This is a genomic window from Kangiella sp. (assembly GCF_014762745.1).
Lineage (GTDB): Bacteria > Pseudomonadota > Gammaproteobacteria > Enterobacterales > Kangiellaceae > Kangiella.
Window position 1 is genome coordinate 1 of the sequence record NZ_JABURJ010000056.1, and the last position, 22859, is coordinate 22859.

The following is a 22859-nucleotide window of genomic DNA, read 5'->3' on the forward strand; positions in this document are numbered from 1 at the left end:
AAGAGTAATATGGATTCGTCAACTTAATCAGGTCTTTTGGAGAGTAATTATGAAAAACACATTGTTTAAACATTTCTTTGTACAGAATCAAAGCTGGGCACCGCTCGTCATCCGCGTACCACTTGGTATTATCCTTATGGCACATGGTGCTCAAAAGTTGTTTGGCTGGTTTGGTGGTTATGGCCTGGAAGGCACAGGCCAGTGGCTGGCAAGTGTTGGTTTTGAACCTGGCTATCTAATGGCTGTTTTAGCAGGCAGTGCGGAGTTTTTTGGCGGCTTAGCCTTAATTCTAGGGCTATTAACACGCCCAGCAGCGATCGTTACTGCTTTCACTATGCTGATGGCTATGACTGTCCATATTGGTAATGGACTCTTTGTAAGCAACAATGGTTATGAGTTTGCTTTAATGCTTCTAGCAGCGTCAGTATCTCTAGCAATATCTGGAGCAGGTAAATTATCAGTCGACTCGATTGTAAAAGCAAAAGCTTAAAAAGCAAAAAGGCACCTACTCATAATAAATGGGTAGGTGCCTTTCTAATTAAAATTACAGTCGTTGTTTAGGCGCCAATTTTTCCTCAACTACTTGCCCAGCTTGACGATAAATAACTCCTTTTTTCATTACGAAATCTACGTCAGATAACAAGTTCATATAACGCAGTACATCCCCTTCTACAGCAATAATGTCAGCCTGTTTTCCTGGTGTAATACTACCTAATCGATCTTGAACACCCATCATCACGGCTGGCCAATATGTCGCTGAACGAATGACGTCCATAGCAGGAATGTTCATATCATTGGTCAGCACCGCCATTTCATTCCAGGTGCTCTGGCAGTGAAATTTTGTTGGGATACCGCTATCAGTACCTATCAAAAAAACTACTCCAGCTTCTTTAAGCTGTGCAATTTTCTTTTTCAACGTTGGTTGGCGTAAAGGTGTTAGCTGCATATAGTCTAGCTTACCGGGATCAGTTAACGATGCCTTAATGTCTTTGATGGTTTCTTGCTTTAAGCCCCTATGCCAACAAGTATTATCCAAACGCTCAGGATTTTTAATCAACTCTGGATATTGATAGAGACCTTCAACTGTAGGGGTCCAAAACAAAGGCCCACCAGCGACACGTCCAGTTGCTGTTCTTTCTTTTAAAAGCTTCATGACATCTTCTGGATACTCCGGCGCTGTAGTTAAGCCTGTATGCTCAAAGTTATCAACTCCAATTTTTAAGCCGACTCGGATTTCATCGGGTCGATGTGAATGACCTATGACCTTTAAATTATTTTCGTGGGCGGTATCAACAATAGCTTGAGCAACTTCGAGATCCATTTGATCCTGATCGACCAGCTTAATCATGTCGACGCCAGCTTTGGCTAGCTGTCTGACTTTCTGTTTGGCTTCGCGAACAGTTTTAACACCCCAACGGTAATGATCTGAGCCAGGATAAGGTTCATACTGTAAAAATGGGCCTGAAACAAATAAATTAGGGCCTGCAATATCACCCTTCTCTATCTGCTGCTTAATTTCGATTGAGTCCTCAAGATTCGCACCTAGATCTCGCGCGCTGGTTACACCTGCAAGCAACAACTGCACAGCACTGGCAGGCATAATCTCATCAACTTGTCGCTCGCGATAAGTCGGTTGCCAATGGCTATAATCTGCGTGTCCATTTAACATCAGGTGCGCATGGCTTTCCCAAAGTCCTGGCAACACATCCATTCCTTCGGTTGAGACCACCTTATAATCGCCGGGGATTTCTAGCTTGCCTACTTGGCCTACTGCCTGAATGGTTCCATCTTCAACCAGAATAATGCTGTTTGATAACGGTGGCCCACCGTAGCCATCAATTAAGCGCCCGCCTTTTAAGGCATACTTTTCAGCAGTTGCGTCAAAAGATAGAAAAAGACCAAGAAGCAGGAACACAGAAAGGAATCGAGAACGTATCATTATTACCCCCAAGCATTTATTAATGTCGATTAACCTTATCCCTAATAAAGCATTGAAGCAAGCCCAGAGCTCTATGAGAAATCTAGGGAAGAACCAGTGTTGCCAGAATGTAATAACGGAGGAATTTTCCAATAGTGACCAAAATTAAGAACCACAGCAATCGGATGCGTAAAATACCAGCCATGACGGTCAGCGGATCGCCGATGATAGGAACCCAGGCAAAGAGTAACGCAACGATACCGTACTTTTTAAACCGCTCTTCGGCGCGCACGAATTCACTTTCAGACATGCGCAACCATTTCTGAATTACCGTCTTACTCGCCCAGTAACCCAAACCATAATTGGTTAATGAACCAAGTACATTGCCGACAGTAGCAACAATAACCAAAAACTCGGGTGATAAACCATTAAGCAGTAATGCAGTAAGAACCAGCTCAGAACTGAGCGGCAAAATGGTGGCAGCAAGAAATGCAGCAATAAAGAGGCCGATATAGCCAAGTTCAGCGAAGTAGTCCATGACTAGTCGCTAACCAATATATTGAACATGATCAAATTAATCGCACTTCTTTTTTATTGACGACTATGCGCTCAGGTAGCTAACGCTAAACAATTCTTCTTCATCAAGCCAGCTTTTTTGTAGCGTAAAGCCTGATTTTTGCGCAAGTTCGGCGATACCGTCCAGTGTGTATTTATATGAGTGTTCAGTGTGTATCAGCTCTCCACTTTCAAAGGTAATGGTGTTGCCGAGAATTGTATACTGTTGCAGGGATTTACTGCGCAGGTACATTTCGATGCGTTGCTGTTTGGAGTTATAAAGGGCGTGATGTTCAAACTGATTGATGTCGATACCAGCTTCAAGAATCTGGTTGATGTGATTTAGGGTATTGAGGTTGAACTCTGCCGTAATGCCTTTTTCATCATTATAGGCGGCATGAAGTATTTCGTTATCTTTATGCAAATCTACGCCCAGCAACATACCTCCTCGGCTTCCTACCAGTTTATGCATCTGCTTTAAAAAAATAACCGCATCTTCTGGCTCAAAATTACCAATGGTAGAGCCGGGATAAAATACATGCTTTGCGAACTTTTGATAGTTTTCGGGCAATTCGATTGGGTCAGAAAAGTCGCTTATGATTGGATGAACTTTAAGCCATGGGTAACGCCCGGATAATCTTTGTGCAGACTTTTGCAGGAACTCTTCGGATACATCCTGTGGCACGTATATGCTTGGTCGAACAGCCTCTAACAGATACTCAATCTTGGTGCAATTACCCGCTCCAGGCTCAACAATCAATGAGTCTGGTTCAAAAAGCTGAGCTATGTCCTGCGCATAATCATTCAGAATTGTCAGCTCTGTTCTTGTTGGGTAATACTCATCAAGCTGTGTGATTCTCTCAAACAGTTTTGAACCACGATGATCATAAAAGTATTTAGGATTGATCGTTTTCTGATTTGAAATTAATCCATCCAGTATATCTTGCTGTTCTTTGTTTATGGACGGTTCTTTTATGTTCATTGTTCTGACCTAATTTAAAATGGTTATCTAGATATCTCGAGCTAAACGAATGCCGGAGAATTGCCAGCGTGCGTCTGGATAGAAAAAATTACGGTAAGTCTTACGGATATGATTGCGGCTGGTTACACAAGAGCCACCTCTTAGTACATATTGATTACACATGAACTTGCCATTGTATTCACCAACTGCGCCGCTGGCCGCTTTGAACCCGGGATATGCTGAGTAGGCGCTGGATGTCCATTCCCAGACATCTCCGTACATCTGTTGCAAACTATCAATGCCTTTTGCAGATACTGGATGTAGGACATCATCTTCTACAAAATTGCCAATATCTGTTTCTACCGACTGATCATTGGCAATCGATTCCCACTCTTGCTCTGTCAGTAACCGCGCATCGCTCCAACGTGCAAAAGCATCTGCTTCGTAATAGCTGACATGAGCTACAGGCTCATTGAGATTGAGTGGTTTTACTCCATTTAGGGTATAAACAAACCAATCGCCATTCTCTTTAAACCAATAAAGCGGCGCCTGCCATTGATGTTCTCTGACTGCATCCCAACCATCACTCAGCCAGTATTGAGGGTCCTGATAGCCGCCCTCTTCTATAAACGCATGGTATTCGCCATTGGTTGTTAAACGATTAGCAACTGAAAATTGATGGCGATAGAATTTATGCTTGGGTGCTTCATTATCATAAGCAAAACTGTCTTGCTTAATCGTTTCATCTTTAATATCAGTACCAATTGATACCAGCTCATCATCAAGTTGAATCCACTTAATTGGCCGAACAGGAAAATCATGAGCTGAGGTTATGCCGGCCTCGCGGTAAGCTGGATGCAAAGGGTTTTGGAATAGGTTGTACTTGAGATCAGTTAATAATAATTCTTGATGCTGCTGTTCATGGTTGATGCCGAGTCTTATAAGGCTTAAAACTTGGCTTAGCTGCTTATGACCTTCTGCGGATAACTGATTCACTAAGTCAGAGATTTGTTTAGTGACAAACTGCCGATATTGATAAACTTCTTCGACACTTGGACGCGATAACAATCCTCGTTGGGACCTGGGGAATTGCTCACCAATGGAGTTATAGTAGGAATTGAACAGGTATTCGTAGCGTGAACTGAAGGGAGTGAAATCTGAATGAAACTTCTTAAGGATGAATGTTTCGAAAAACCAGCTGGTGTGTGCCAGGTGTCATTTTACAGGGCTGGTTTCAGCAATGGCTTGCAGGTTGTAATCTTCAGCTTTTAATGGCTCACACAGCTGCTCGGTAAAAAATCGAGCGGCAATAAAGTCAGAGATAACTTGCTCAACAAGCTCTGTTGACGACTCTTCTTTAACCTGATCAAGCATTAATAGTAACCTTTCCTGAAATCCATACCTTGCCACCTTCGCACTCGACCTCAATGACGGCACCTTCTGCGGACAATTGTCTGGCCTTAAATTTACTTTGATTCAATTTGCTTTTCCAATAACTGGCTAACACTCGGTTAGCTGATCCTGTCGCCTTATCTTCATTGACACCATGCTGTGGCGCGAAATAGCGAAGGTCATAATCAAAACCTTTGACTTGCGATCGAGTCGTTGCTATCAAGGCTCGCTCTGTTGCAAACGTGAGTTTGTCGAAGTCGATTGCAAGCTCCGTTAAATCAAAACCTTCAGGCCACTCAAAGATCCAGTAACCATTGCTTGGCCCTACTTTAGATGCACTAACTGGCGCGATGTTACAGCAATCTTCAGCCCATACTGGAATTGCCGTTGGCTCAATCGCAATAGGATCAAATCCGATCCATACCTGATGATTGGTATCTATTTTAGTATTGATATGTGAAGATTGGGTGATAAATTCGATTGGATTTGCGTCGGTCGATTGCTTACTGTGTTCCTCATAAAGCACCCTGGCGGCAGCCAACAAAGCGTGACCACACAGTTGTATTTCGGTTTGTGGGTTGAAAAAGCGAATATTAAAATGTTGTGGTTGTTCGGAAGGCCAGACGAAACAAGTTGCAGCGATATCCTTGCGTTGCGCAATACTCTGCATTTGCTCGCTAGTTAATGACTCATTCTCCAGAAATACTAAAGCTTCGGTTCCGGCGTGAATTTTTCCGCCGTAGTTTCCAGAGAAGACTGAAACATGAAATACCGATTGCCCTTCAAATTGATGCATAAACTCCCTCAGCTGTAAATATAGCTACTAGCCTACTTTATTATAAATATTATTCAAGGCTATGATTTTATTGGTTTTTATTTCTGATAACTCGTAGGAAAACAGTCTCTCCTATTACAATAAGGCCCAATCCAATTAAGCTAGCCCAAATGACGAACGGATCCATTTGCCACTTAATCCACAAAAAGGCACTCAAAATAATAACGTCCAACGTGATTGCGAAAGAAACGATATAAGGATTGGCCTTAACTTCATTTTTAAGCTTGGTCAGAACACCCCAATGAATAGCAATATCCATGATGATGTAGAAAATAACCCCCATCGAGGCAATGCGGCTCAAATCAAAAAACAGCGTCAATAATATTGCAATGCCAACGGTGTAAACCACATTATGTTTTTGAATACTGCCTGGCATACCTAAATGACTGTGAGGCACCAGTTTCATATTGGTAAGCATGGTCAGCATACGGGAGACTGCAAAGATACTGGCAATGACTCCTGAAACCGTTGCCACTATCGCAAACAATACGGTAATCGTCAGGCCCCATTGCCCAAATGCAGGTTTAGCAGCTTCAGCTAACGAATAGTCACGTGCCGCCACGATTTCGGGAACAGTAAGATTGCTGCTGACCGAGACGGCTACTAACAGGTAAACCAGTGTGCAGATACCAATCGCAATCGCGATGGCTCTAGGGATGTTACGCTTAGGATCGGTTATTTCATCGCCGCTATTGGTAATGGTTGTAAAGCCTTTGTACGCCAATACGCTTAATGCAACCGCAGAAATGAAGCCCCAGACAGGATTGAGAGCGAGATCTTCTGTCAGCTTCGAATGGTTTGCCGTCTCAAATAAGCTATTAAAATCAAAGCCAGCAGCCCAGAGTCCACCCAGAGCTAATAGAAATAAACCAACCGCTTTAATGAAAGCCATCACAACCGATAAACCTTCAATATATTTATTACCAATAATATTAACGAAAAATGCAAACACCAATAATAGTGCGCCGAGTATTGGAATTCCCCATTGACCAAACTGCTCAATTTCAAACAGTTGCAGAGTGTAGGTACCAAAGGTTCTGGCAACCAGACTTTGATTGATAATCATGGAAAAGAACATCAGCAATGCAAAGATTGCTGTGGTTGCACCTTTGCCATAAGCCTTTTGCAGAAACATGGCGATGCCGCCAGATGATGGGTAGTTCTGAGAGAGTTTAATATAGGAGTAAGCGCAAATACTGGTGACTATCATCCCGACAAGAAACGCCAATGGGAATAATGCGTTAGCTAGCTCGGCAATTTGCCCTGTTAACGCAAAGATACCGGCGCCAATCATGACACCAGTACCCATCGAAACAGCACCCAGTAAGCTTAGAGATTTTTTTGAATCACTCATGCAGGCTCCTTCAGCAACTTTAGTTAAAGCCTACGTGAATAAAATAATTTATCAAGCTAAGCAAAGTAGAAGAATATTAGCAGCTATTGGGAAAAACAAATTATTCAGGTTTTTCAATAGCAACATTTTGGTTTTCAATATCACTGAAAGTATTATTATTTATCTGCTTTATGCTGCTAGACTTTGATAGCCAAATACCTGATCCATTGTATTCTTTCCAACCAGAAAGAACTGGATCAGAGCTATTGACGTAATTGCCGGGGAACGGCTCTCTCTTTTTAATAGAATTAATTGAATTATCAATAATTGTATTATCAGATGCATTGAGTATTTCTATACCCAAGCCACTGCCACCGTCTATTCGATTTCCTTTAATTAGAGTATTTGAAAGATTTGCAGGGCTTTCATTAATGCTGTTGATGACTGCAATTGGAATTCCAACAGAAGCTGGCTTAGCTTCAGTCACGATAGTGTTATTGATAATTTCATTGCCTATGCACGAACTATTTGGGGCGAACAAATGCAGTACAACACCATCAGAGTGACTAGCGATTCTATTGTTGCTGATAATATTCTTACCACATGTTTGTGCTGGCGGTATCGGGGCTATGATAATTGCCCCACCAGCAAAGCCAGTAACAGGTATGTCTTCTGGGTTCTGTGCATGAATTAGATTAGAAGTAATTTCTGCGTCAGAGCCGTTGATAACAATGGCATGAAAAGTATTGATAAAACGATTGTGCTTGAATATGTTTCTCTGCACCGATTCACCTATAACGCGAATTCCATTCGAAGAGTTTTTAAAGAGACTATTTTCAATAATGTGACCGCCTAGTTGAAGCTTTTGCTCCGAACCTCCTTTTTCTGCCTCTTCAATATTTTTCGGAAAGCAACAGCCTACATAAAGACCATGCCAGGTATTTTCAAAAGTTAGTCCCTCAATATGAGTATTGCCGCTCCTTAACTCGAATCCATTACAGTTAAAAATTGCATATTCCTGATTTTGGAAAGACTCAATATCGCAGCCCTTTATTGTAGTTCCTTCCGCACTTCCAACCAATGTTAAGTTTGGCTTGTCAATTGCAATAAATGGGCCGACATAATAAGTGCCTTTAGAAAACTGGAGTGTATCGCCGGCATTGGCTTTGGATAATGCTGTGAGTATAGCCTGCCTATCGTAACTTAAATCATTTTTAGGAGGTGCTACCATAATCGGCTCTTTATCTAATATCGATTTAGATAGAGCTACAGTATGGAGTGATAAAGTTAAAAAACCTAGAATAAGAGCTGTAAGAAAGTTCCATTTCATAGCTAGTATGCCCCAATATTTAGTTATGCTTTTTCTCTTCCATTAAACCAACGAGGTTGTCGTCAGGGTCACGAAGAAAGCCAGTCCACAGATCGTGGTCAGGCATATTCGCCGCCAGTTGCGGCTCACGTTCAACTTTTGCACCCTTCTCCACAAACTCTTTGTAAGCAGTCTCGATATCTTTGGTGTTGAAGTAAAGAATAGAATTGGCACCAACCGCCCCTGCCCCCTGAGGAGTGCTCAGCATGATTCGAACGCCATCAGCATTTAGAAATGCCAAATTTGGACCTGCGTTAAAAAGAAACTCCAAACCCAAAATATCGCGATAGAAGGATAAAGCTTTCTCAACATCGCTAACAGTAATAGCGATTTGTTTGATGGTTGAAACATGTGTAGTCATAAACCAAGTCTCGTAATCATAATTTAAATACTGATAATCGATTGCTGGTGCCTTTTGCGCCTGCCTGTGTAGCCCCAGCAACTACATAAATACTATCGTTAATTGTGACTGCACCCAATCCATGGCGCGGTACTGGCATTTCGCCAATTTGTTGCCACTTATCTTCTTTGGACGAGTACTGCCAGACTTTTTTGTAGACTCCGCCACCGTTGGTGAAATACTCACCGCCGAATACGTAGATATGCTCGCCCATTACTGCAGCTGCTAACCCACCCTGCGCCTGTGGTAATGGTGCAAGACTGCGCCATTTATCTTCTTTGTAATCATAAACCTCGTGTGCATCAAGATTGCCGCCGTTAACGGTGCGACCGCCAATGACATGCCACAGGTCATTCAAATAACCGCCAGCGGCACTGTTTCTCGTGGTTGGGATAGGATGCGCGCAGTCCCAGGTCATAGATGAAGGATCGAGGACTTTATGGCTACTCGCGTCAACATGATCACTCCAGTTGCCGTTGCTCAAACCTTTAGGCCGTCTGCCGCTAGCGAGATGAATCCGCCCATTAATCGAGGCAGCTACTGTTTCGCACAAAGGATAGCTCATGTGGTTAGGATACTTACGCCAGCGTTCATTCTCTTCGTCCAGAACCAGCACATCGCGACTACCAAACCAGCTACCGTTTTCAGCCACAGTAAAGCCGCTGAATGCAAATAGCTTACCAGCATGAGAAACAAGATAAGGATGATGTCTTGGTTCAGGTAACGAAATAGATTCTTGCCAGGAATCAGAAGCAGGATCGTAAGCCACCACTTCATCGTACACATCAAGCTCGTTACCCTTTACCGTCAAACCGCCTGCAACGTAAATCTTGCCATTGTGTACCGCCGGATAAATCTCCTGAACCTTAAAAGGAAGTGACGCCTTAGTTTCCCACTTCGCCATTCCCGGTAAAGCAATAGCCGAAGCAGACAGCAAAGAACCTTTTAAAAATGTACGGCGTGTGAACATGCGAATTACTCCTAACTAATCGTGACGCACCGTTATCGCTGATATACAAATTTATAATGAGTTTTTCTCAACATATTCTCTAATAGATTCAAATATTACTGATAACTTACTCATTGGGATTCTAGCTTTACGACTGCTATCCTCAGTGCTATTAGCTGAAAGCTCCTGTGAATGCTCGAAATCCGATAAGGCTTCCTCAGTTGTTTTTGTTTTAGACCATATAGTAAGCGTAAACCTTCCAGCCGTTCTACCTGAAAGTACTAATTTATAATCACCTAGATGGAAGTGTACTTTTTGCCCATTCTGAGAAATAGTATGATCAATTCCAAGCTCATCTAAAGTTGGAACTACCTCCGTAAGCATCCTGTCAGAATTTTTCTTTTCTAAAGTCTCTGTTGCAGCTTTAACGTCGGGATCATCTGAAACCCCTATTTCTTGTGCATCAGGATGATAAGTAAGGATAAAGTCACTCACTGAATCAACCAGTGTTTCATTACCATCCCAAAAATACTCTCCATCTAGTCGAGTATTATCCAGAATGTTGTGCAGCATTCTCTCGATTTGCCTTGCATCCAAATTAGTCCAAGCCTTAATGATGGAAACCTTGATAGGGCTTTTAGTTCCCAAAAGCTCCTTTTCTCTTTTGTTAGGAGCATCATGCGTAATACCAATTTTTTTAATTGGCGGAAATGAAGCCTCACCGTCAAACTTCTGTAGCATTTCTGAAAAGATAGGCTCTGCAATGTAGAGTGTATTCTGCATACTCTTTTACCTCTTAAAGAGTTGACAATTATATGTAGGGTGCGTCGTGACGCACCGCTTTGAATTTATACTAATTCCAACCAACTGAATGACGGTGCTCACAGGCAAATTGTATCGTTCGAAGGAGTGGGAACTGTTCTGGAATTGCTGACCTAGCAACCTTCTTATTACCGATACCACTTACAATTTCAGCGAATAATTCAGCAGCTGTCATTACCCTGCCGCCAGCAAGAGATTTAACATTAGCGTTGCTAGCAAAACCTAACAAAGCTATCTGCTCAATCTCATCAGGCAAGGCTAAACCTCCAAACAAACTTGGAATATATGCTCGACCAGCTGCAAATTTTTTTGAATATCGTTGCTCCCTCTTGGCCCAGGAATGGGCATCCATGGAAGGCTCAATATGCACTAAATGTTGTGTAACAGGATTAAAAGCCACAACATCTAACTCACATTCATAACCGCCGTTTACTCTTGGGCCAACTTGGATATTTCGCCGGACAAAGTAACCCCTGTATTCATACCATTCGGCAATTAATTGCTCTAAGTGGTTCATCTAAATTACCTGGTCTTTTAAATCAAGCTTATTGGTGCGTCACGACGCACCCTACATTTGCTCAATACTAGACAGCTTACTATGAATTGCAATAAAAAAATGCCTGTTCACTTTGCAGTAAACAGGCTAAGTCGAGTCTGGGGTGTTTAAGTTTGTTAAGGCTGCGTCCATAGGGCAGGCTTCGCTCGGATACGCTGCCAAGCTACCAAACTATAATTGTTGGGATTCGCTTTGCTCATCACCAACCTACGAGGTGTACTACCTTGCCAGGTAACCACCATCGATGTTGATGGCCTGGCCGGTGACGAAGCTGGATTTGTCTGAGCAGAGCCACATGACGCTGTCAGCGATTTCTTGAGGTCTGCCTGCGCGCTCCATCGGTTGCAGTTTAGCGAATTCTGCTTGAATGACTGGATCATGATGGGTGATGCGTTCGACCATTTCGGTCATGATCACTGCGGGGCAAATTGCGTTGACGCGGATATTGCGCGTTGCGTATTCCAGAGCTGCGGTTTTGGTCAGCTGGATTACGCCGCCTTTGGAAGCGCAGTAGGCGGGAAGATTCATGAAGCCGACTTCGCCAGCAATTGATGAGATATTGACGATAACACCACTGCCCTGCTCACGCATAATCTCTAGCTCATGTTTCATGCCATAGAAAACGCCATACAGATTTACTTTGATGGTTCGATCGAAGTTTTCAAAGGTGCAATCTGCGGTTTCATTTTGCTCGCCTTCGATACCGGCATTGTTAACCGCATAGTCCAGTCGTCCGTAACGGTCTTTAATGGTTTCAAAAAGACGTTTAACCGACTCAAGATCGGACACATCAGTTTTCATGAATAATGCATCGCCACCTTTTTGGCGAATTTTATCGGCGAGCTTTTCGCCTCTATCCTGATCGAGATCGCTGATGACCACTGCGTCACCGCGCTCTGCGAATGATTCTACGATTGCTTTACCAATCCCTGCGCTGCCGCCTGTTACCAGCGCTACTTTTTTGACCGAGTCTGACATAGTAAATCCTTTTCAGTTATATTGCCCATAGAGTTAGAATAACTGTTTCAGTCTTCAATTTCTTGATATATATCAAAAGAAACAGCAATTTTGGTTTATAGTAGAATGAACTCTGGATATTGATTAGGGAGTTAACTTTATGAGTAATCTTGCAAACAACGAATTAGAAATTCAGTGTCAGGAAAAACCCTGCTCCGCGATTGAGAAGGTGATAAAGCCGCGCGACAAGGATTTGGGCGAGTTCATGGTACGACGCTCGATTCCCACAACCGAACAAAAACAGATTGGCCCCTGGGTTTTCTTTGACCACATGGGCCCTGCGGTATTTCAGCCCGGCCAGGGCGTTAATGTCCGCCCTCACCCACATATTAATCTTGCGACCGTTACTTATCTTTTTGCTGGTGAAATCCTACATCGTGACTCATTAGGCAGCGAACAAGCAATTCGTCCGGGTGATATCAATTTGATGGTTGCAGGCAAGGGTATTGTTCACTCAGAGCGCGAGCGTCGTGAAGTCACTGACTCTGTGCATCAATTACACGGCTTGCAGCTTTGGCTGGCATTACCTGAAAAAGATGAAGAAATCGATCCCGCTTTTTATCACTACCCTACGGCTGATATTCCTGAAACCGAAGTAGATGGCGTGACAGTTAAAGTCATGATGGGCAGTGCTTATGGCAAAACTTCGCCAGTGAAGACTTTTGCTAAAACCATCTATCTTGAGGCCAGTATGGACCACGAGCAAAGCCTGAAGCTTCCCGATGCGGAAGAACGTGGTCTGTATGTGGTTGAAGGCGAAGTTGAGATCGATGGTGTTACCGTTGAAGAACATTCGATGGCTATACTCAGTGGTAAGCCTGATTTAACGGTGAAAGCCATTAAATCAAGCCGTATCGCATTAGTTGGTGGAGAACATCTGGGCAAGCGTTATATCGAGTGGAACTTCGTCTCGAGCCGCAAAGAGCGTATTGAACAGGCCAAACAGGACTGGAAAGATGGCAAGTACCCAAAGGTTCCGGGAGATGAACTGGAGTTTATTCCGCTGCCGGAATAGCTGGTAAATAGTCAAGTAGAATATTAAAAAGGAATCGTAAATGATTGATATTGATTGGAACTTAGTAGGGATGCATAGTATTACACTAGCTGCGGCGTACGTACTGGCTCTACCGATTGCCTTAAACCGCGAAGCCAAGGCGCGTGGTGCTGGTTTGCGCACTTTTCCACTGGTCAGTATCGCAGCCTGTGGCTTTGTGCTGATTGGGATAGACATATTTGACGGGGCTGAGCCGGAAGCTCGGGTGGTCGCGGGTATCATTACAGGTATTGGCTTTATCGGCGGTGGAGCTATCCTTAAAAACAATGATCATGTTAGCGGTACAGCTACCGCAGCCAGTATCTGGGCAACAGGCGCCATTGGTATCGCAGTGGCATACAATCGCTATGAAGTCGCGTTATTGGTTAGTGTCATCACATACTTAACCCTACACTTCGGCTATAACGCTAAAAAGGTGGTCAAGAATGGTGATACAGAAACTGAAGAAAAAAGTTAGCCAATGAATAGAAACGACGATGAATGTTGCGGTTGCTCGGACGATTCACCAAAGGAATCCAGTAACCCTATTGAGCGAGAAACCGGGCATGGCATTCAATCTGATGCCCGTCATTTATTAACTCAGTTCAAAGTCCCCAAAATGGACTGCCCTTCCGAAGAGCGTATGATTCGCATGGTGCTGGAGGACATTAAACCTAAAGTAACCGTTAAGTGCGACATCCCCAACCGTTCAGTGTCGATCTACCATCAGAATAACCTTGAGCTTATTACGCGCAAAATGGAAAGCCTCAACTATGGCGCCTATGTCGTTAATACCGAAACTATTGATCCTAAAGCATTAACATCGATACATGAGCAGAATGAAGAGCTCGATATTAGGCAAGCCGGCATATTAAAGTGGCTACTGATGATTAACGGCCTGATGTTTATCGTCGAAATGACCATTGGCTGGATAGCTCAATCTGCTGGCCTGATTGCTGATTCCCTGGATATGTTTGCTGATGCGATGGTTTATGGTCTGGCACTCTACGCTGTTGGTCACACTGTGAAGAAGAAATTGAAAGTCGCGCATTTATCCGGATGGCTGCAATTGCTATTAGCGCTTGGCGCATTGTTTGAAGTATTTCGCCGATATTGGTTCGGTAGTGACCCAACGTCGGATTTAATGATGTTGATAGGTTTACTCGCCTTAATCGCAAACGTCACATGCTTGTGGTTAATTTTCGGACATCGTGAACAAGGCGCGCATATGAAGGCAAGCTGGATATTCTCTGCCAATGATGTCATCGCCAATACTGGCGTTATTCTCGCGGGCGGTTTAGTGGCATGGACCGGCTCTCGCTATCCGGATCTCGTTATAGGTTTAATTATCGGTCTGGTTGTATTGTTCGGAGCTACCCGAATATTGAAACTCAAAGCCTGATTCAGCTCTTGACGAAACTATGCGACAATCTGGTTCTTTCAACTCCTAATTAATCACTTTAAAATGCTCAGCCAACAAGAACTCATCCACTACAGTCGCCACATCATACTCCCCGAAATTGATGAAGCGGGTCAGGAAAAGCTCAAGCAGAGCTCGGTGCTGATAGTAGGTATGGGAGGTCTGGGTTCACCTGTGGCCATGTATCTCGCTGCGGCAGGTGTTGGTCACTTAATCATTGCGGATCATGACACCGTTGAGCAGTCGAACTTGCAACGCCAGATTGTGCATAATCTTGAGTCAATTGGTGACTCCAAAGTGTCGTCAGCCAAAACGACCCTGCAAAACTTAAACCCCTGGATAAAAATCACGACCATTGAGCAACGTCTAGAAGCAAGTCTGCTTGATGATGCTGTGGCAAATGTCGATCTGGTTATTGATTGTTCCGACAATTACTTAACGCGTTTTGCCCTGAACAAAGCCTGCGTTGGACAGAGTAAAACTTTAGTGTCAGGCACTGCCATTCGATTCAAAGGACAGGTTGCAGTCTTTAACCAAGGACCTGATTCAGCTTGTTACCAGTGTCTATATCAAGCCGATAACTTTAATGATGAAAGCTGCGAGGACCAGGGAATACTGGCACCAGTGGTTGGCGTTGTTGGCTCACTGCAGGCCACTGAAGCCTTGAAAATCCTAATCAGTATTGGGCAGAGACTGGATAGCCGATTGCTGATTTATGATGCGCTTAATACCAGCTTTAAAACCATTGGCATCACCAAAGATCCAGCCTGTGAGATCTGTAGTCATAGGTGAAGCCCTCCTTATGTAGGGACAACTCATGAGTACCCGTAGGGCAGGATCTTGTCCGTACGACAGCATATGCAATATTGATAACCTCATCTCAGGTCTTACCACAGCCTTTATCTAATCCTTTCTCATCGCCTCTTGATCCAGGTCAAGAGCTTTTAGCTCGCTAGCCGTTAACCTTACGCTCACATTTTTATAGCTGAAAATATGGGGCTTTGGTTATGGCACATACAACTGAGCAGTCTGACAATCACAATTATCTGGGGCTTCGCGGTATTGAGTTTACGGAGTTCGCGAGTCCTGACAGCGATTACATGGAGAAGGTTTTCGCAGCTTTTGGTTTTTCTAAGCTAAAGAAGTTTAAGGGCAAGGATATCTTTTATTACAACCAGAATGATATCCACTTTTTAATCAATCAGGAGCGAGCTGGCTTTTCGCGTGAGTTTGCCAAAAGTCATGGACCAGCAATTACCTCGATGGGCTGGCGTGTAGATGATGCTGAAAAGGCTTTATCGATTGCCATTGATCGTGGCGCAAAGGCTGCCAATCCTGAAGATACTGACCTTCCCTACCCTGCAATTTATGGTATCGGCGATAGCCTGATCTACTTTATTGATACTTTTGCAGATTCAGAGAACACCTCTCAAGCCAAGTCAGGCTCAATCTATGAACAGGACTTTGAAGATTTAGAGAATCCTGTCATTGTAGAAAATAAAGGTTTCTTACGCATCGACCATCTGACCAATAATGTTTACAAAGGCACCATGCAGAAATGGGCTGATTTTTACAAAAATGTTTTCGGTTTCACAGAGGTTCGCTATTTCGATATAAAAGGTCAGGAAACAGCCTTGCTATCTTATGCTTTGCGTTCACCGGACGGAAGTTTCTGCATTCCTATCAACGAAGGAAAAGGCGATGATCGTAATCAAATTGACGAATATCTACGTGAATACAATGGCCCAGGCGTTCAACATATTGCCTTTGAAACCAATGATATTTTGGGTTCATTAGATAAGCTTGATCATTCGGTGATTGATACTCTGGATATCCACGAAGACTATTACAAAACGGTATTCGATCGTGTGCCGAATGTGCGCGAAGACCATCAGCGCATTCAGGATCATCAGGTCTTAGTCGATGGCGATGAAAACTCCTACCTGCTACAGATTTTCACCAAGAATCTGTTTGGCCCTATCTTTATCGAAATCATTCAACGTGCCAATAACCTTGGCTTTGGCGAAGGCAATTTCCAGGCGTTATTTGAATCGATAGAGCGCGATCAAAAGAAACGCGGCGTACTCTAGTCTTATTTAAACCGGGAGCTGATAATGAAAATAGAACAAATACACCACGTAGCCTATCGCTGTAAAGACGCCAAAGAAACGGTCGAGTTTTACACCAAAGTATTAAACATGGATTTCATTTTAGCAATTGCTGAAGACCGGGTTCCATCAACTAAAGAACCGGATCCTTACATGCATCTGTTCATGGATGTCGGCAACGGCAATATTCTGGCTTTCTTTGAATTACCGAACTCGCCTGAGATGGGCAAAGACCCAAATACCCCAGAGTGGGTGCAGCACATTGCGCTGCGCGTTAAAGATGAAGATGCTTTGATGGAAGCCAAAAAAGAAATCGAAGCGCATGGCATTGAGGTGCTTGGCCCAACCAACCATGAAATCATCAAGTCGATCTATTTCTTTGATCCAAATGGCCATCGTTTAGAACTGACCTGCGTGACTGCAACTGACGAGATGATGCAAAAACTGGATGAAGTCAAATGGGACATGCTGGACGAATGGAGTCGCACTAAGAAAGCACCCAAGCATGCAGAATGGTTGCATAGCGAAGAGTTTGTCGAGGTATAGCATGACCGCCTACCAAGCTAAAACGCCTGATGAAAAAGGTTTTGTCGCTTACACCGAAGAAGAAAATGGTACCTGGGAAATCCTTTATAAGCGTCAGATGGAGCTCATTAAAGGACGAGCCTGTGATGCCTACATGGATGGACTTAAGCGACTGCAAATGTCCAGTAACAGTATTCCACAGTTACCTGACATTAATCATGTGTTGCGTAAAGAAACTGGTTGGGAAGTGGTTGCAGTTCCAGCATTAATCCCTTTTGGTAAGTTCTTTGAGTTATTAGCGAATAAGCAGTTTCCAGCTGCAACCTTTATTCGGACTCGTGAAGAAATTGATTATTTACAGGAGCCGGACATATTCCATGAAATTTATGGCCACTGCCCACTTCTGACCAATCCTGTATTTGCTAAATTTGTCGAGAACTATGGCAAACTGGGTTTAGCCGCTTCTAAACAGGAGCGCATCTACCTAGCTCGCGTGTTCTGGTTTACTGTTGAGTTTGGATTAATTCAACAGGCCGAAGATGATTTGAAAATCTATGGCGCTGGAGTTTTGTCTTCAACTGAGGAAACGGTATATAGCCTGGAAAGTGATAAGCCTCTGCGCAAACCGTTTGACTTGATGACAGCGCTTAGAACGCCTTATAGGATTGATATTCTGCAAACAACTTATTTCATCATCAAGCAGTTTGAAGATATCTACAACATCATGGATAGCAATATTATCGAGCATATTCATCATGCCATTGAGCTTGGTGATTTTGCAGCAAACTTTCCAGCCAAAGAGATTCTATCAAAAGATAAAGCTGAACCTCCGAGAAACGAACACGACTGCTAACCAGTCTACAGCCAAGCTAACACATTATGAAAATACCTGAACTACTGTCCCCTGCCGGGACATTAAGAAACATGCGTTATGCATTTGCTTATGGCGCAGATGCAGTTTATGCCGGACAGCCCCGCTACAGCTTGCGGGTGCGTAACAATGATTTTGGTCTGGATAATATTGCGACTGGTATTGAGGAAGCGCATGCGCAGGGCAAGAAATTTTATATTGCCAGCAATATTGCGCCGCACAATAGCAAAATCAAAACCTTCATGAATGACATTAAGGAAGTTATAGCCTTAAAGCCAGATGCATTAATCATGTCTGATCCGGGTTTGATTATGATGGTTCGGGAAGCTTATCCAGAACAGGAAGTGCATCTTTCAGTGCAGGCCAATGCTACCAATTATGCAACCGTCAAGTTCTGGTATCAGCAAGGTATCAAGCGAGTCATCTTATCCCGCGAATTGTCGATTAAAGAGATTGAAGAAATTAAAACCCACTGTCCCGAAATGGAACTTGAGGTGTTTGTACATGGCGCGCTGTGTATGGCCTATTCAGGTCGTTGTCTGCTTTCAGGCTATTTCAATCATCGCGATCCCAATCAAGGAACCTGTACTAATGCCTGTCGCTGGAAATACGACTTGCACGAAGCCACAGAAACCGAGTCCGGTGATATTATTGCGGTAAGTCAGCAAGAACCTGCGGTACAAACCGTTGATCCTCAATCTGTATTTTTGTTACAGGAAAAAGAGCGCCCCGGCGAATACATGCCAGTGTTTGAAGATGAGCATGGCACCTATATCATGAACTCCAAAGATTTGCGTGCCGTGCAGCATGTGGATCAGTTTACTCGCATGGGCATTGATTCGCTCAAAATCGAAGGTCGTACCAAGTCGCACTATTACGTTGCTAGAACTGCCCAGGTCTATCGCCAGGCGATTGATGATGCTGTGGCAGGAAAACCATTTAATATGCAGCTGATGGATGAATTGGAAAAACTAGCCCATCGTGGCTACACTGAAGGCTTTTATCGTCGCCATGTGCACGATGAGTATCAGAATTATGAAACGGGCAACTCAGTGCGCGACCGTCAGCTGTTTGTTGGCGAAATCAGTGACAAAACAGAAAGCACTATAACCGTTGAAGTTAAAAATCGTTTTGAAGTTGGCGATACCTTGGAATTAATGACGCCCAAAGGTAATCAGTATTTCCAGCTTAGAGCCATGGAAAATACCAAGGGGCAGTCTATGGATATAGCACCAGGCTCGGGACATAGAGTAGTTCTGCAACTTCCTGAAGGTGTGAATGTCGAGAATATCGACTCAATGTCATTATTGATGAAGAATTTGTAGGAACGAGTAATTTATTGCTCTTTTTGGTAGGGGCGGATCAATGTGTCCGCCGAAATGATGTTCGCACAACAACTTAGTGGGCGGACACGCAGGTCCGCCCCTACCGCTTTTGATAGCTATGAACAGAACTGCACATAAAGATGCATTAAAAATACATTTATTGACATATATCAATATAGCATCAATTTAATAAGGTAAGGTAACTAGTGAAGAATAAAAGCATTGTGGAGCTGACTATGACCCATTTGACAAAAATATCAATCGCCGTGGCTGGAGCCTTATTGTTAGGCACTGGCATGGTACAAGCGGAAGAAACGAAGGAGCAAGCTAGCAGCTTTGCCGAGTCGCTGGAAAATACTAAAGTCAAGTGGCATTTCCGCTATCGTCTTGAAGACGTTGATCAGGATAATGCGCTAGAAGATGCAACGGCCTCTACCCTGCTCTCCCGCGTAACTCTAGATACTCAGTCCTATAATGATTTCAGCTTCAAACTTGAGATTGATAACGTCAGCGCGGTAACTAACCGAGATGATTACAACAGCACCTTAAATGGTAACACTGACTATTCAGTAGTTGCCGATCCGGAAGCGACTGAAATCAATCAGGCTGCACTGAGCTACAGCGGCTTTGACAACACCAAAGTTATCGCAGGCCGCCAACGTATTAACCTGGGCACGCAGCGCTTTGTCGGTGGCGTGGGCTGGCGTCAGAATGAACAGACCTATGATGGTGTCTTGATTAGCAATCAATCAATCGACAATACCAACATCACTTATGCCTACGTTAATAACATTAATACGATTTTTGATGGCAATACCGACACCCGGAGTCACTTTGTAAATTATGACTGGGCGCTGGCTGACAATATGGATTTGAACTTTTACGGCTATTTCCTCGACTTTAAGGAAGCTCCATTAAGTTCAACTAAAACCATAGGCGCTCGATTTTCTTATGGTGGCACGTCTGACTTGCCGCTGTTCTTCAATGCCGAATACGCCAAGCAGTCTGAGTATGAAGAGAACCCAACCGATTTGAGCACTGACTATCAAAATCTTGAGCTGGGCTATAAATTCCACAACTGGACTTTTGCCGCTGGTCAGGAAGTTCTTGGCGGTGATGCCAATATTGCCGGTCAGGCATTCCAGACCCCACTAGCTACTAAACATAAGTTTCAGGGGTGGGCTGACCAATTCCTGGTAACACCTGATGCAGGTATCGAAGACACTTATTTCAGTGTAGGCACCAGCTTTGTCTATTCATCAATTGGTATTAGCTACCATGACTATCAGGCAGATGCGACCAATCAGGATTATGGCTCGGAAATCAATATGCGCTATGCAACGAAAATTGATGAAAACCTGAGTTTTGTGGCCAAACTGGCTGACTATTCATCCGATGGCTTTTCAGTCGATACCCGAAAAATATGGCTCATGCTAGTGGCTAACTTCTAATCAAAGAACCACAGCAAATTTGTTTGGCTAAAGTAGATAAAGAGAGAAAATATGATGGAAGCAATGCAACTAACCAGTCTGGCACCCACATTGCGTCGCAATGCGATGTTCAATTGCCTCAATGATGAACAGCTACAGAAATTGCTAGCCATCAGTAAACTCACCTACTTTAAGCCAAACAAACCAGTTATCAGCCAGGGACAGCCTGCCAAATATTTTTTCCTGGTGCTTGATGGTCAGGTTAAACTGCATCTGATATCCACCGAAGGCAAAGAAAAGATCATCAAGTTTGTTAACGGCAATGATACTTTTGCCGAAGCATTAATGTTCTTACAGAAAAAGTTCTACCCTATCAACGCAACCAGCACCAAACGCACACAAATCTTAGCCGTACCGAGCGAGTACTTTTATAATTTGTTACACAGTAACAGCGACCTGGCCATGAAAATGTTGGGGAATATTTGCTTGAAGATGCGTGGCCATATCAATGAAATAGAAATGCTGACGGTGCTTGATGCTTCGCAACGTGTTGCACGCTTTGTTTACGACATGATGCCGCATGATATTGAAGATGGTGGCACCTTCCCAATCAATATTTCAAAGAAATCCATAGCAGGCAAGCTATCAATCAGACCTGAAACCTTCTCGCGATTACTGAAGAAATTTGAAGACGAAAATGTTTTCTCTTTTAGTAATGGCAAAGTCACCGTATTGCAGCGTGATCGATTATCAGAGTATTACCTGGAATCCAGTGATGGTGTGGCGAGCTTGTAGATAGTTTAGTTTTGTCTTGTCCATTAGTTACAAGCAGGTGCTCTGTCATCCTGAACTAGATTCAGGATCTGCTCTTAATATTTTCCATTAGATACATAGCTGCAGATTAACTTTAAACTCCTGTCAAAATCATCTCCCTAAAGGGATTCCCTTTGGTCACACATTTTGATTGCTATATTTTTGTACGCGTCTCAGCTCAATATAAATGGGAAATTGCCACAACCCACAGGCCACTTGCTTTTCTTAATATACTAGAATATGTAGGTGTTTCAGTTAGTAAACAAATTGAAAAGTGAAACTACTCTACCCATTTAAAGTTATCGAATAAAGGCGCTATTGCGGTGCATAGCTGCTGGCGGGTTTCTTTATCAATCATTGAGTAGGCAAACTCGTCACTGCGGAGACTTTCATCCAGGGTGTTTTTGTTACGGGCAATTTGCAGGTTATAGTTTTTAATGCCTTTGGCAGCTAGGGTTTCGGCCAGCTTTAATACTCGCTCTGGATTGGTTAAATTCCAATGCACCGTTGTTCGACACTCATAATCAACGCCACTATGAAGTAACATATCAAGGCTTTGCCAGTTGGCTTGTGCTGCGCCTTCAACGCGTATAATGGCATCGCCGTATTCCGGCAAATCTTTGACGTCAAATCCCACCCAGTCAGCATTAGGAAGCACTGCTTTGAAACGCTTCGGTGCAGAACCGCCAGTATGCAACCCAACTTTGAACCCCATAGCTTTAACCGTTTCGATTGCTGGAACTAATGCTGATTGTAGTAATGGTTCGCCACCACTGAAAACCACTGCTTCAAGCAAACCTTGTCTTTTATGCAGGAATTCAATCAGCTCCTGCCAGTCGTAAGACTGATCAGCCTTGGTCGGTATCAGTTCAGGGTTATGGCAATAGCGACAGCGCCAGGCGCAGCCCTGACAATAGACAACACAGGACAGATGGTTGGGAAAATCAATGGTGGTAAGGGGCGTGATGCCCCCTACTCTTAAAGTAACATCCTGTTTGACGCTACTTATAGGTTGAGCCACTTTGAGCATTAGACGCGCTCTTTAAAGTGTTGACGCTCTTTGTGCTCAGATTGTTTGCCTTTGTTGAAGGCTGACACTGGACGATGGTAGCCCATTACTCGTGTCCAAACTTCGCACTTTTGACGGTCTTGATTGTTAAGTTGCATAGTAGATTTCTCCTTTGTTGTTGAAAGCTTTAGGTGATACTTTTCTGAGTGATACAAATT

At 43.5% G+C, this 22859-nt stretch carries 26 protein-coding genes; 11 read left to right on the forward strand and 15 right to left on the reverse strand.

The genetic code is table 11. The annotated features are described in order from the left end of the window. Positions 1-49: 49 nt before the first annotated feature. Positions 50-490, forward strand: coding sequence for a DoxX family protein (locus HUJ19_RS04070; protein ID WP_290622438.1), 441 nt, complete (start codon positions 50-52; stop codon positions 488-490). A 54-nt stretch (positions 491-544) separates the two neighbouring features. Here the strand turns inward: HUJ19_RS04070 and HUJ19_RS04075 are convergent, their stop codons facing one another. The 13 genes from HUJ19_RS04075 to HUJ19_RS04135 form a co-directional block, all read right to left on the reverse strand. Beyond that, complete coding sequence (locus tag HUJ19_RS04075; RefSeq protein ID WP_290622400.1) at positions 545-1939, reverse strand: amidohydrolase family protein; 1395 nt, start codon at positions 1937-1939, stop codon at positions 545-547. Between the two features lie 82 nt (positions 1940-2021). After that, positions 2022-2456 carry a YqaA family protein gene (locus HUJ19_RS04080; RefSeq protein ID WP_290622401.1) on the reverse strand — a complete coding sequence of 145 codons (435 nt, stop codon included), beginning with the start codon at positions 2454-2456 and terminating at the stop codon, positions 2022-2024. Between the two features lie 63 nt (positions 2457-2519). Then, positions 2520-3455, reverse strand: coding sequence for an L-histidine N(alpha)-methyltransferase (gene egtD / locus HUJ19_RS04085; RefSeq protein WP_290622402.1), 936 nt, complete (start codon positions 3453-3455; stop codon positions 2520-2522). A gap of 27 nt (positions 3456-3482) precedes the next feature. Then, positions 3483-4646, reverse strand: coding sequence for an ergothioneine biosynthesis protein EgtB (gene egtB / locus HUJ19_RS04090; RefSeq protein ID WP_290622439.1), 1164 nt, complete (start codon positions 4644-4646; stop codon positions 3483-3485). A gap of 3 nt (positions 4647-4649) precedes the next feature. Further along, positions 4650-4808 carry a hypothetical protein gene (locus HUJ19_RS04095; protein ID WP_290622403.1) on the reverse strand — a complete coding sequence of 53 codons (159 nt, stop codon included), beginning with the start codon at positions 4806-4808 and terminating at the stop codon, positions 4650-4652. Continuing rightward, entirely contained in the window at positions 4801-5622 is an 822-nt protein-coding gene (locus HUJ19_RS04100; protein ID WP_290622404.1) for a PhzF family phenazine biosynthesis protein, read from the reverse strand. The genes HUJ19_RS04095 and HUJ19_RS04100 overlap by 8 nt, the downstream gene beginning before the upstream one ends. A gap of 67 nt (positions 5623-5689) precedes the next feature. Further along, positions 5690-7015, reverse strand: coding sequence for an APC family permease (locus HUJ19_RS04105; protein WP_290622405.1), 1326 nt, complete (start codon positions 7013-7015; stop codon positions 5690-5692). 100 nt (positions 7016-7115) lie between these two features. Next, positions 7116-8324 carry a hypothetical protein gene (locus HUJ19_RS04110; protein WP_290622406.1) on the reverse strand — a complete coding sequence of 403 codons (1209 nt, stop codon included), beginning with the start codon at positions 8322-8324 and terminating at the stop codon, positions 7116-7118. A 19-nt stretch (positions 8325-8343) separates the two neighbouring features. Beyond that, entirely contained in the window at positions 8344-8724 is a 381-nt protein-coding gene (locus HUJ19_RS04115) for a VOC family protein (RefSeq protein WP_290622407.1), read from the reverse strand. A 16-nt stretch (positions 8725-8740) separates the two neighbouring features. Beyond that, the gene (locus HUJ19_RS04120) at positions 8741-9733 is read right to left on the reverse strand and encodes a kelch repeat-containing protein (protein ID WP_290622408.1); all 993 of its coding nucleotides are present in this window, start codon (positions 9731-9733) and stop codon (positions 8741-8743) included. Positions 9734-9784: 51 nt separating this feature from the next. Continuing rightward, positions 9785-10495: a GIY-YIG nuclease family protein gene (locus HUJ19_RS04125; protein ID WP_290622409.1), complete on the reverse strand. Its 711-nt coding sequence runs from the start codon at positions 10493-10495 to the stop codon at positions 9785-9787. Between the two features lie 70 nt (positions 10496-10565). Further along, entirely contained in the window at positions 10566-11051 is a 486-nt protein-coding gene (locus HUJ19_RS04130; RefSeq protein WP_290622410.1) for a hypothetical protein, read from the reverse strand. A gap of 258 nt (positions 11052-11309) precedes the next feature. After that, a complete protein-coding gene (locus HUJ19_RS04135; protein ID WP_290622411.1) occupies positions 11310-12068 on the reverse strand; it encodes an SDR family NAD(P)-dependent oxidoreductase in 759 nt (252 codons plus the stop codon). 139 nt (positions 12069-12207) lie between these two features. Here HUJ19_RS04135 and HUJ19_RS04140 point away from each other — a divergent pair, with 139 nt between their 5' ends. The 10 genes from HUJ19_RS04140 to HUJ19_RS04185 all read left to right on the forward strand — a co-directional run bounded on the left by HUJ19_RS04140 (position 12208) and on the right by HUJ19_RS04185 (position 21614). Continuing rightward, positions 12208-13122: a pirin family protein gene (locus tag HUJ19_RS04140; RefSeq protein WP_290622412.1), complete on the forward strand. Its 915-nt coding sequence runs from the start codon at positions 12208-12210 to the stop codon at positions 13120-13122. Positions 13123-13162: 40 nt separating this feature from the next. Continuing rightward, positions 13163-13618 (forward strand): MgtC/SapB family protein, encoded by a 456-nt coding sequence (locus HUJ19_RS04145; RefSeq protein WP_290622413.1) that lies wholly within the window; start codon positions 13163-13165, stop codon positions 13616-13618. Between the two features lie 141 nt (positions 13619-13759). Further along, complete coding sequence (locus HUJ19_RS04150) at positions 13760-14542, forward strand: cation transporter (RefSeq protein WP_367273965.1); 783 nt, start codon at positions 13760-13762, stop codon at positions 14540-14542. 63 nt (positions 14543-14605) lie between these two features. After that, positions 14606-15352: a molybdopterin-synthase adenylyltransferase MoeB gene (locus tag HUJ19_RS04155; protein WP_290622415.1), complete on the forward strand. Its 747-nt coding sequence runs from the start codon at positions 14606-14608 to the stop codon at positions 15350-15352. 215 nt (positions 15353-15567) lie between these two features. Then, the gene (hppD, locus tag HUJ19_RS04160; protein WP_290622417.1) at positions 15568-16650 is read left to right on the forward strand and encodes a 4-hydroxyphenylpyruvate dioxygenase; all 1083 of its coding nucleotides are present in this window, start codon (positions 15568-15570) and stop codon (positions 16648-16650) included. 24 nt (positions 16651-16674) lie between these two features. Beyond that, the gene (locus HUJ19_RS04165; RefSeq protein ID WP_290622419.1) at positions 16675-17214 is read left to right on the forward strand and encodes a VOC family protein; all 540 of its coding nucleotides are present in this window, start codon (positions 16675-16677) and stop codon (positions 17212-17214) included. A gap of 1 nt (position 17215) precedes the next feature. Then, a complete protein-coding gene (gene phhA, locus HUJ19_RS04170) occupies positions 17216-18046 on the forward strand; it encodes a phenylalanine 4-monooxygenase (protein ID WP_290622421.1) in 831 nt (276 codons plus the stop codon). Between the two features lie 26 nt (positions 18047-18072). Continuing rightward, the gene (gene yegQ / locus HUJ19_RS04175) at positions 18073-19389 is read left to right on the forward strand and encodes a tRNA 5-hydroxyuridine modification protein YegQ (protein ID WP_290622422.1); all 1317 of its coding nucleotides are present in this window, start codon (positions 18073-18075) and stop codon (positions 19387-19389) included. 236 nt (positions 19390-19625) lie between these two features. After that, positions 19626-20840 carry a hypothetical protein gene (locus HUJ19_RS04180; RefSeq protein ID WP_290622424.1) on the forward strand — a complete coding sequence of 405 codons (1215 nt, stop codon included), beginning with the start codon at positions 19626-19628 and terminating at the stop codon, positions 20838-20840. Between the two features lie 51 nt (positions 20841-20891). Further along, positions 20892-21614, forward strand: coding sequence for a Crp/Fnr family transcriptional regulator (locus tag HUJ19_RS04185; protein ID WP_290622425.1), 723 nt, complete (start codon positions 20892-20894; stop codon positions 21612-21614). A gap of 298 nt (positions 21615-21912) precedes the next feature. Here HUJ19_RS04185 and HUJ19_RS04190 read toward each other — a convergent pair whose 3' ends face one another. Next, positions 21913-22662, reverse strand: a complete 750-nt coding sequence (locus HUJ19_RS04190; RefSeq protein ID WP_290622426.1) for an anaerobic ribonucleoside-triphosphate reductase activating protein — start codon at positions 22660-22662, stop codon at positions 21913-21915. Next, the gene (gene nrdD / locus HUJ19_RS04195; protein WP_290622428.1) at positions 22662-22799 is read right to left on the reverse strand and encodes an anaerobic ribonucleoside-triphosphate reductase; all 138 of its coding nucleotides are present in this window, start codon (positions 22797-22799) and stop codon (positions 22662-22664) included. The genes HUJ19_RS04190 and nrdD overlap by 1 nt, the downstream gene beginning before the upstream one ends. Positions 22800-22859 lie beyond the last annotated feature (60 nt).

Bases quoted from the DNA above. Each gene is read 5' to 3' on its own strand.
- HUJ19_RS04070 (WP_290622438.1), top strand. From the start codon at position 50: ATGAAAAACACATTGTTTAAACATTTCTTTGTACAGAATCAAAGCTGG.
- HUJ19_RS04075 (WP_290622400.1), bottom strand. From the start codon at position 1,939: ATGATACGTTCTCGATTCCTTTCTGTGTTCCTGCTTCTTGGTCTTTTT.
- HUJ19_RS04080 (WP_290622401.1), bottom strand. From the start codon at position 2,456: ATGGACTACTTCGCTGAACTTGGCTATATCGGCCTCTTTATTGCTGCA.
- egtD (WP_290622402.1), bottom strand. From the start codon at position 3,455: ATGAACATAAAAGAACCGTCCATAAACAAAGAACAGCAAGATATACTG.
- HUJ19_RS04095 (WP_290622403.1), bottom strand. From the start codon at position 4,808: ATGCTTGATCAGGTTAAAGAAGAGTCGTCAACAGAGCTTGTTGAGCAA.
- HUJ19_RS04100 (WP_290622404.1), bottom strand. From the start codon at position 5,622: ATGCATCAATTTGAAGGGCAATCGGTATTTCATGTTTCAGTCTTCTCT.
- HUJ19_RS04105 (WP_290622405.1), bottom strand. From the start codon at position 7,015: ATGAGTGATTCAAAAAAATCTCTAAGCTTACTGGGTGCTGTTTCGATG.
- HUJ19_RS04110 (WP_290622406.1), bottom strand. From the start codon at position 8,324: ATGAAATGGAACTTTCTTACAGCTCTTATTCTAGGTTTTTTAACTTTA.
- HUJ19_RS04115 (WP_290622407.1), bottom strand. From the start codon at position 8,724: ATGACTACACATGTTTCAACCATCAAACAAATCGCTATTACTGTTAGC.
- HUJ19_RS04120 (WP_290622408.1), bottom strand. From the start codon at position 9,733: ATGTTCACACGCCGTACATTTTTAAAAGGTTCTTTGCTGTCTGCTTCG.
- HUJ19_RS04125 (WP_290622409.1), bottom strand. From the start codon at position 10,495: ATGCAGAATACACTCTACATTGCAGAGCCTATCTTTTCAGAAATGCTA.
- HUJ19_RS04130 (WP_290622410.1), bottom strand. From the start codon at position 11,051: ATGAACCACTTAGAGCAATTAATTGCCGAATGGTATGAATACAGGGGT.
- HUJ19_RS04135 (WP_290622411.1), bottom strand. From the start codon at position 12,068: ATGTCAGACTCGGTCAAAAAAGTAGCGCTGGTAACAGGCGGCAGCGCA.
- HUJ19_RS04140 (WP_290622412.1), top strand. From the start codon at position 12,208: ATGAGTAATCTTGCAAACAACGAATTAGAAATTCAGTGTCAGGAAAAA.
- HUJ19_RS04145 (WP_290622413.1), top strand. From the start codon at position 13,163: ATGATTGATATTGATTGGAACTTAGTAGGGATGCATAGTATTACACTA.
- HUJ19_RS04150 (WP_367273965.1), top strand. From the start codon at position 13,760: ATGGACTGCCCTTCCGAAGAGCGTATGATTCGCATGGTGCTGGAGGAC.
- HUJ19_RS04155 (WP_290622415.1), top strand. From the start codon at position 14,606: ATGCTCAGCCAACAAGAACTCATCCACTACAGTCGCCACATCATACTC.
- hppD (WP_290622417.1), top strand. From the start codon at position 15,568: ATGGCACATACAACTGAGCAGTCTGACAATCACAATTATCTGGGGCTT.
- HUJ19_RS04165 (WP_290622419.1), top strand. From the start codon at position 16,675: ATGAAAATAGAACAAATACACCACGTAGCCTATCGCTGTAAAGACGCC.
- phhA (WP_290622421.1), top strand. From the start codon at position 17,216: ATGACCGCCTACCAAGCTAAAACGCCTGATGAAAAAGGTTTTGTCGCT.
- yegQ (WP_290622422.1), top strand. From the start codon at position 18,073: ATGAAAATACCTGAACTACTGTCCCCTGCCGGGACATTAAGAAACATG.
- HUJ19_RS04180 (WP_290622424.1), top strand. From the start codon at position 19,626: ATGACCCATTTGACAAAAATATCAATCGCCGTGGCTGGAGCCTTATTG.
- HUJ19_RS04185 (WP_290622425.1), top strand. From the start codon at position 20,892: ATGATGGAAGCAATGCAACTAACCAGTCTGGCACCCACATTGCGTCGC.
- HUJ19_RS04190 (WP_290622426.1), bottom strand. From the start codon at position 22,662: ATGCTCAAAGTGGCTCAACCTATAAGTAGCGTCAAACAGGATGTTACT.
- nrdD (WP_290622428.1), bottom strand. From the start codon at position 22,799: ATGCAACTTAACAATCAAGACCGTCAAAAGTGCGAAGTTTGGACACGA.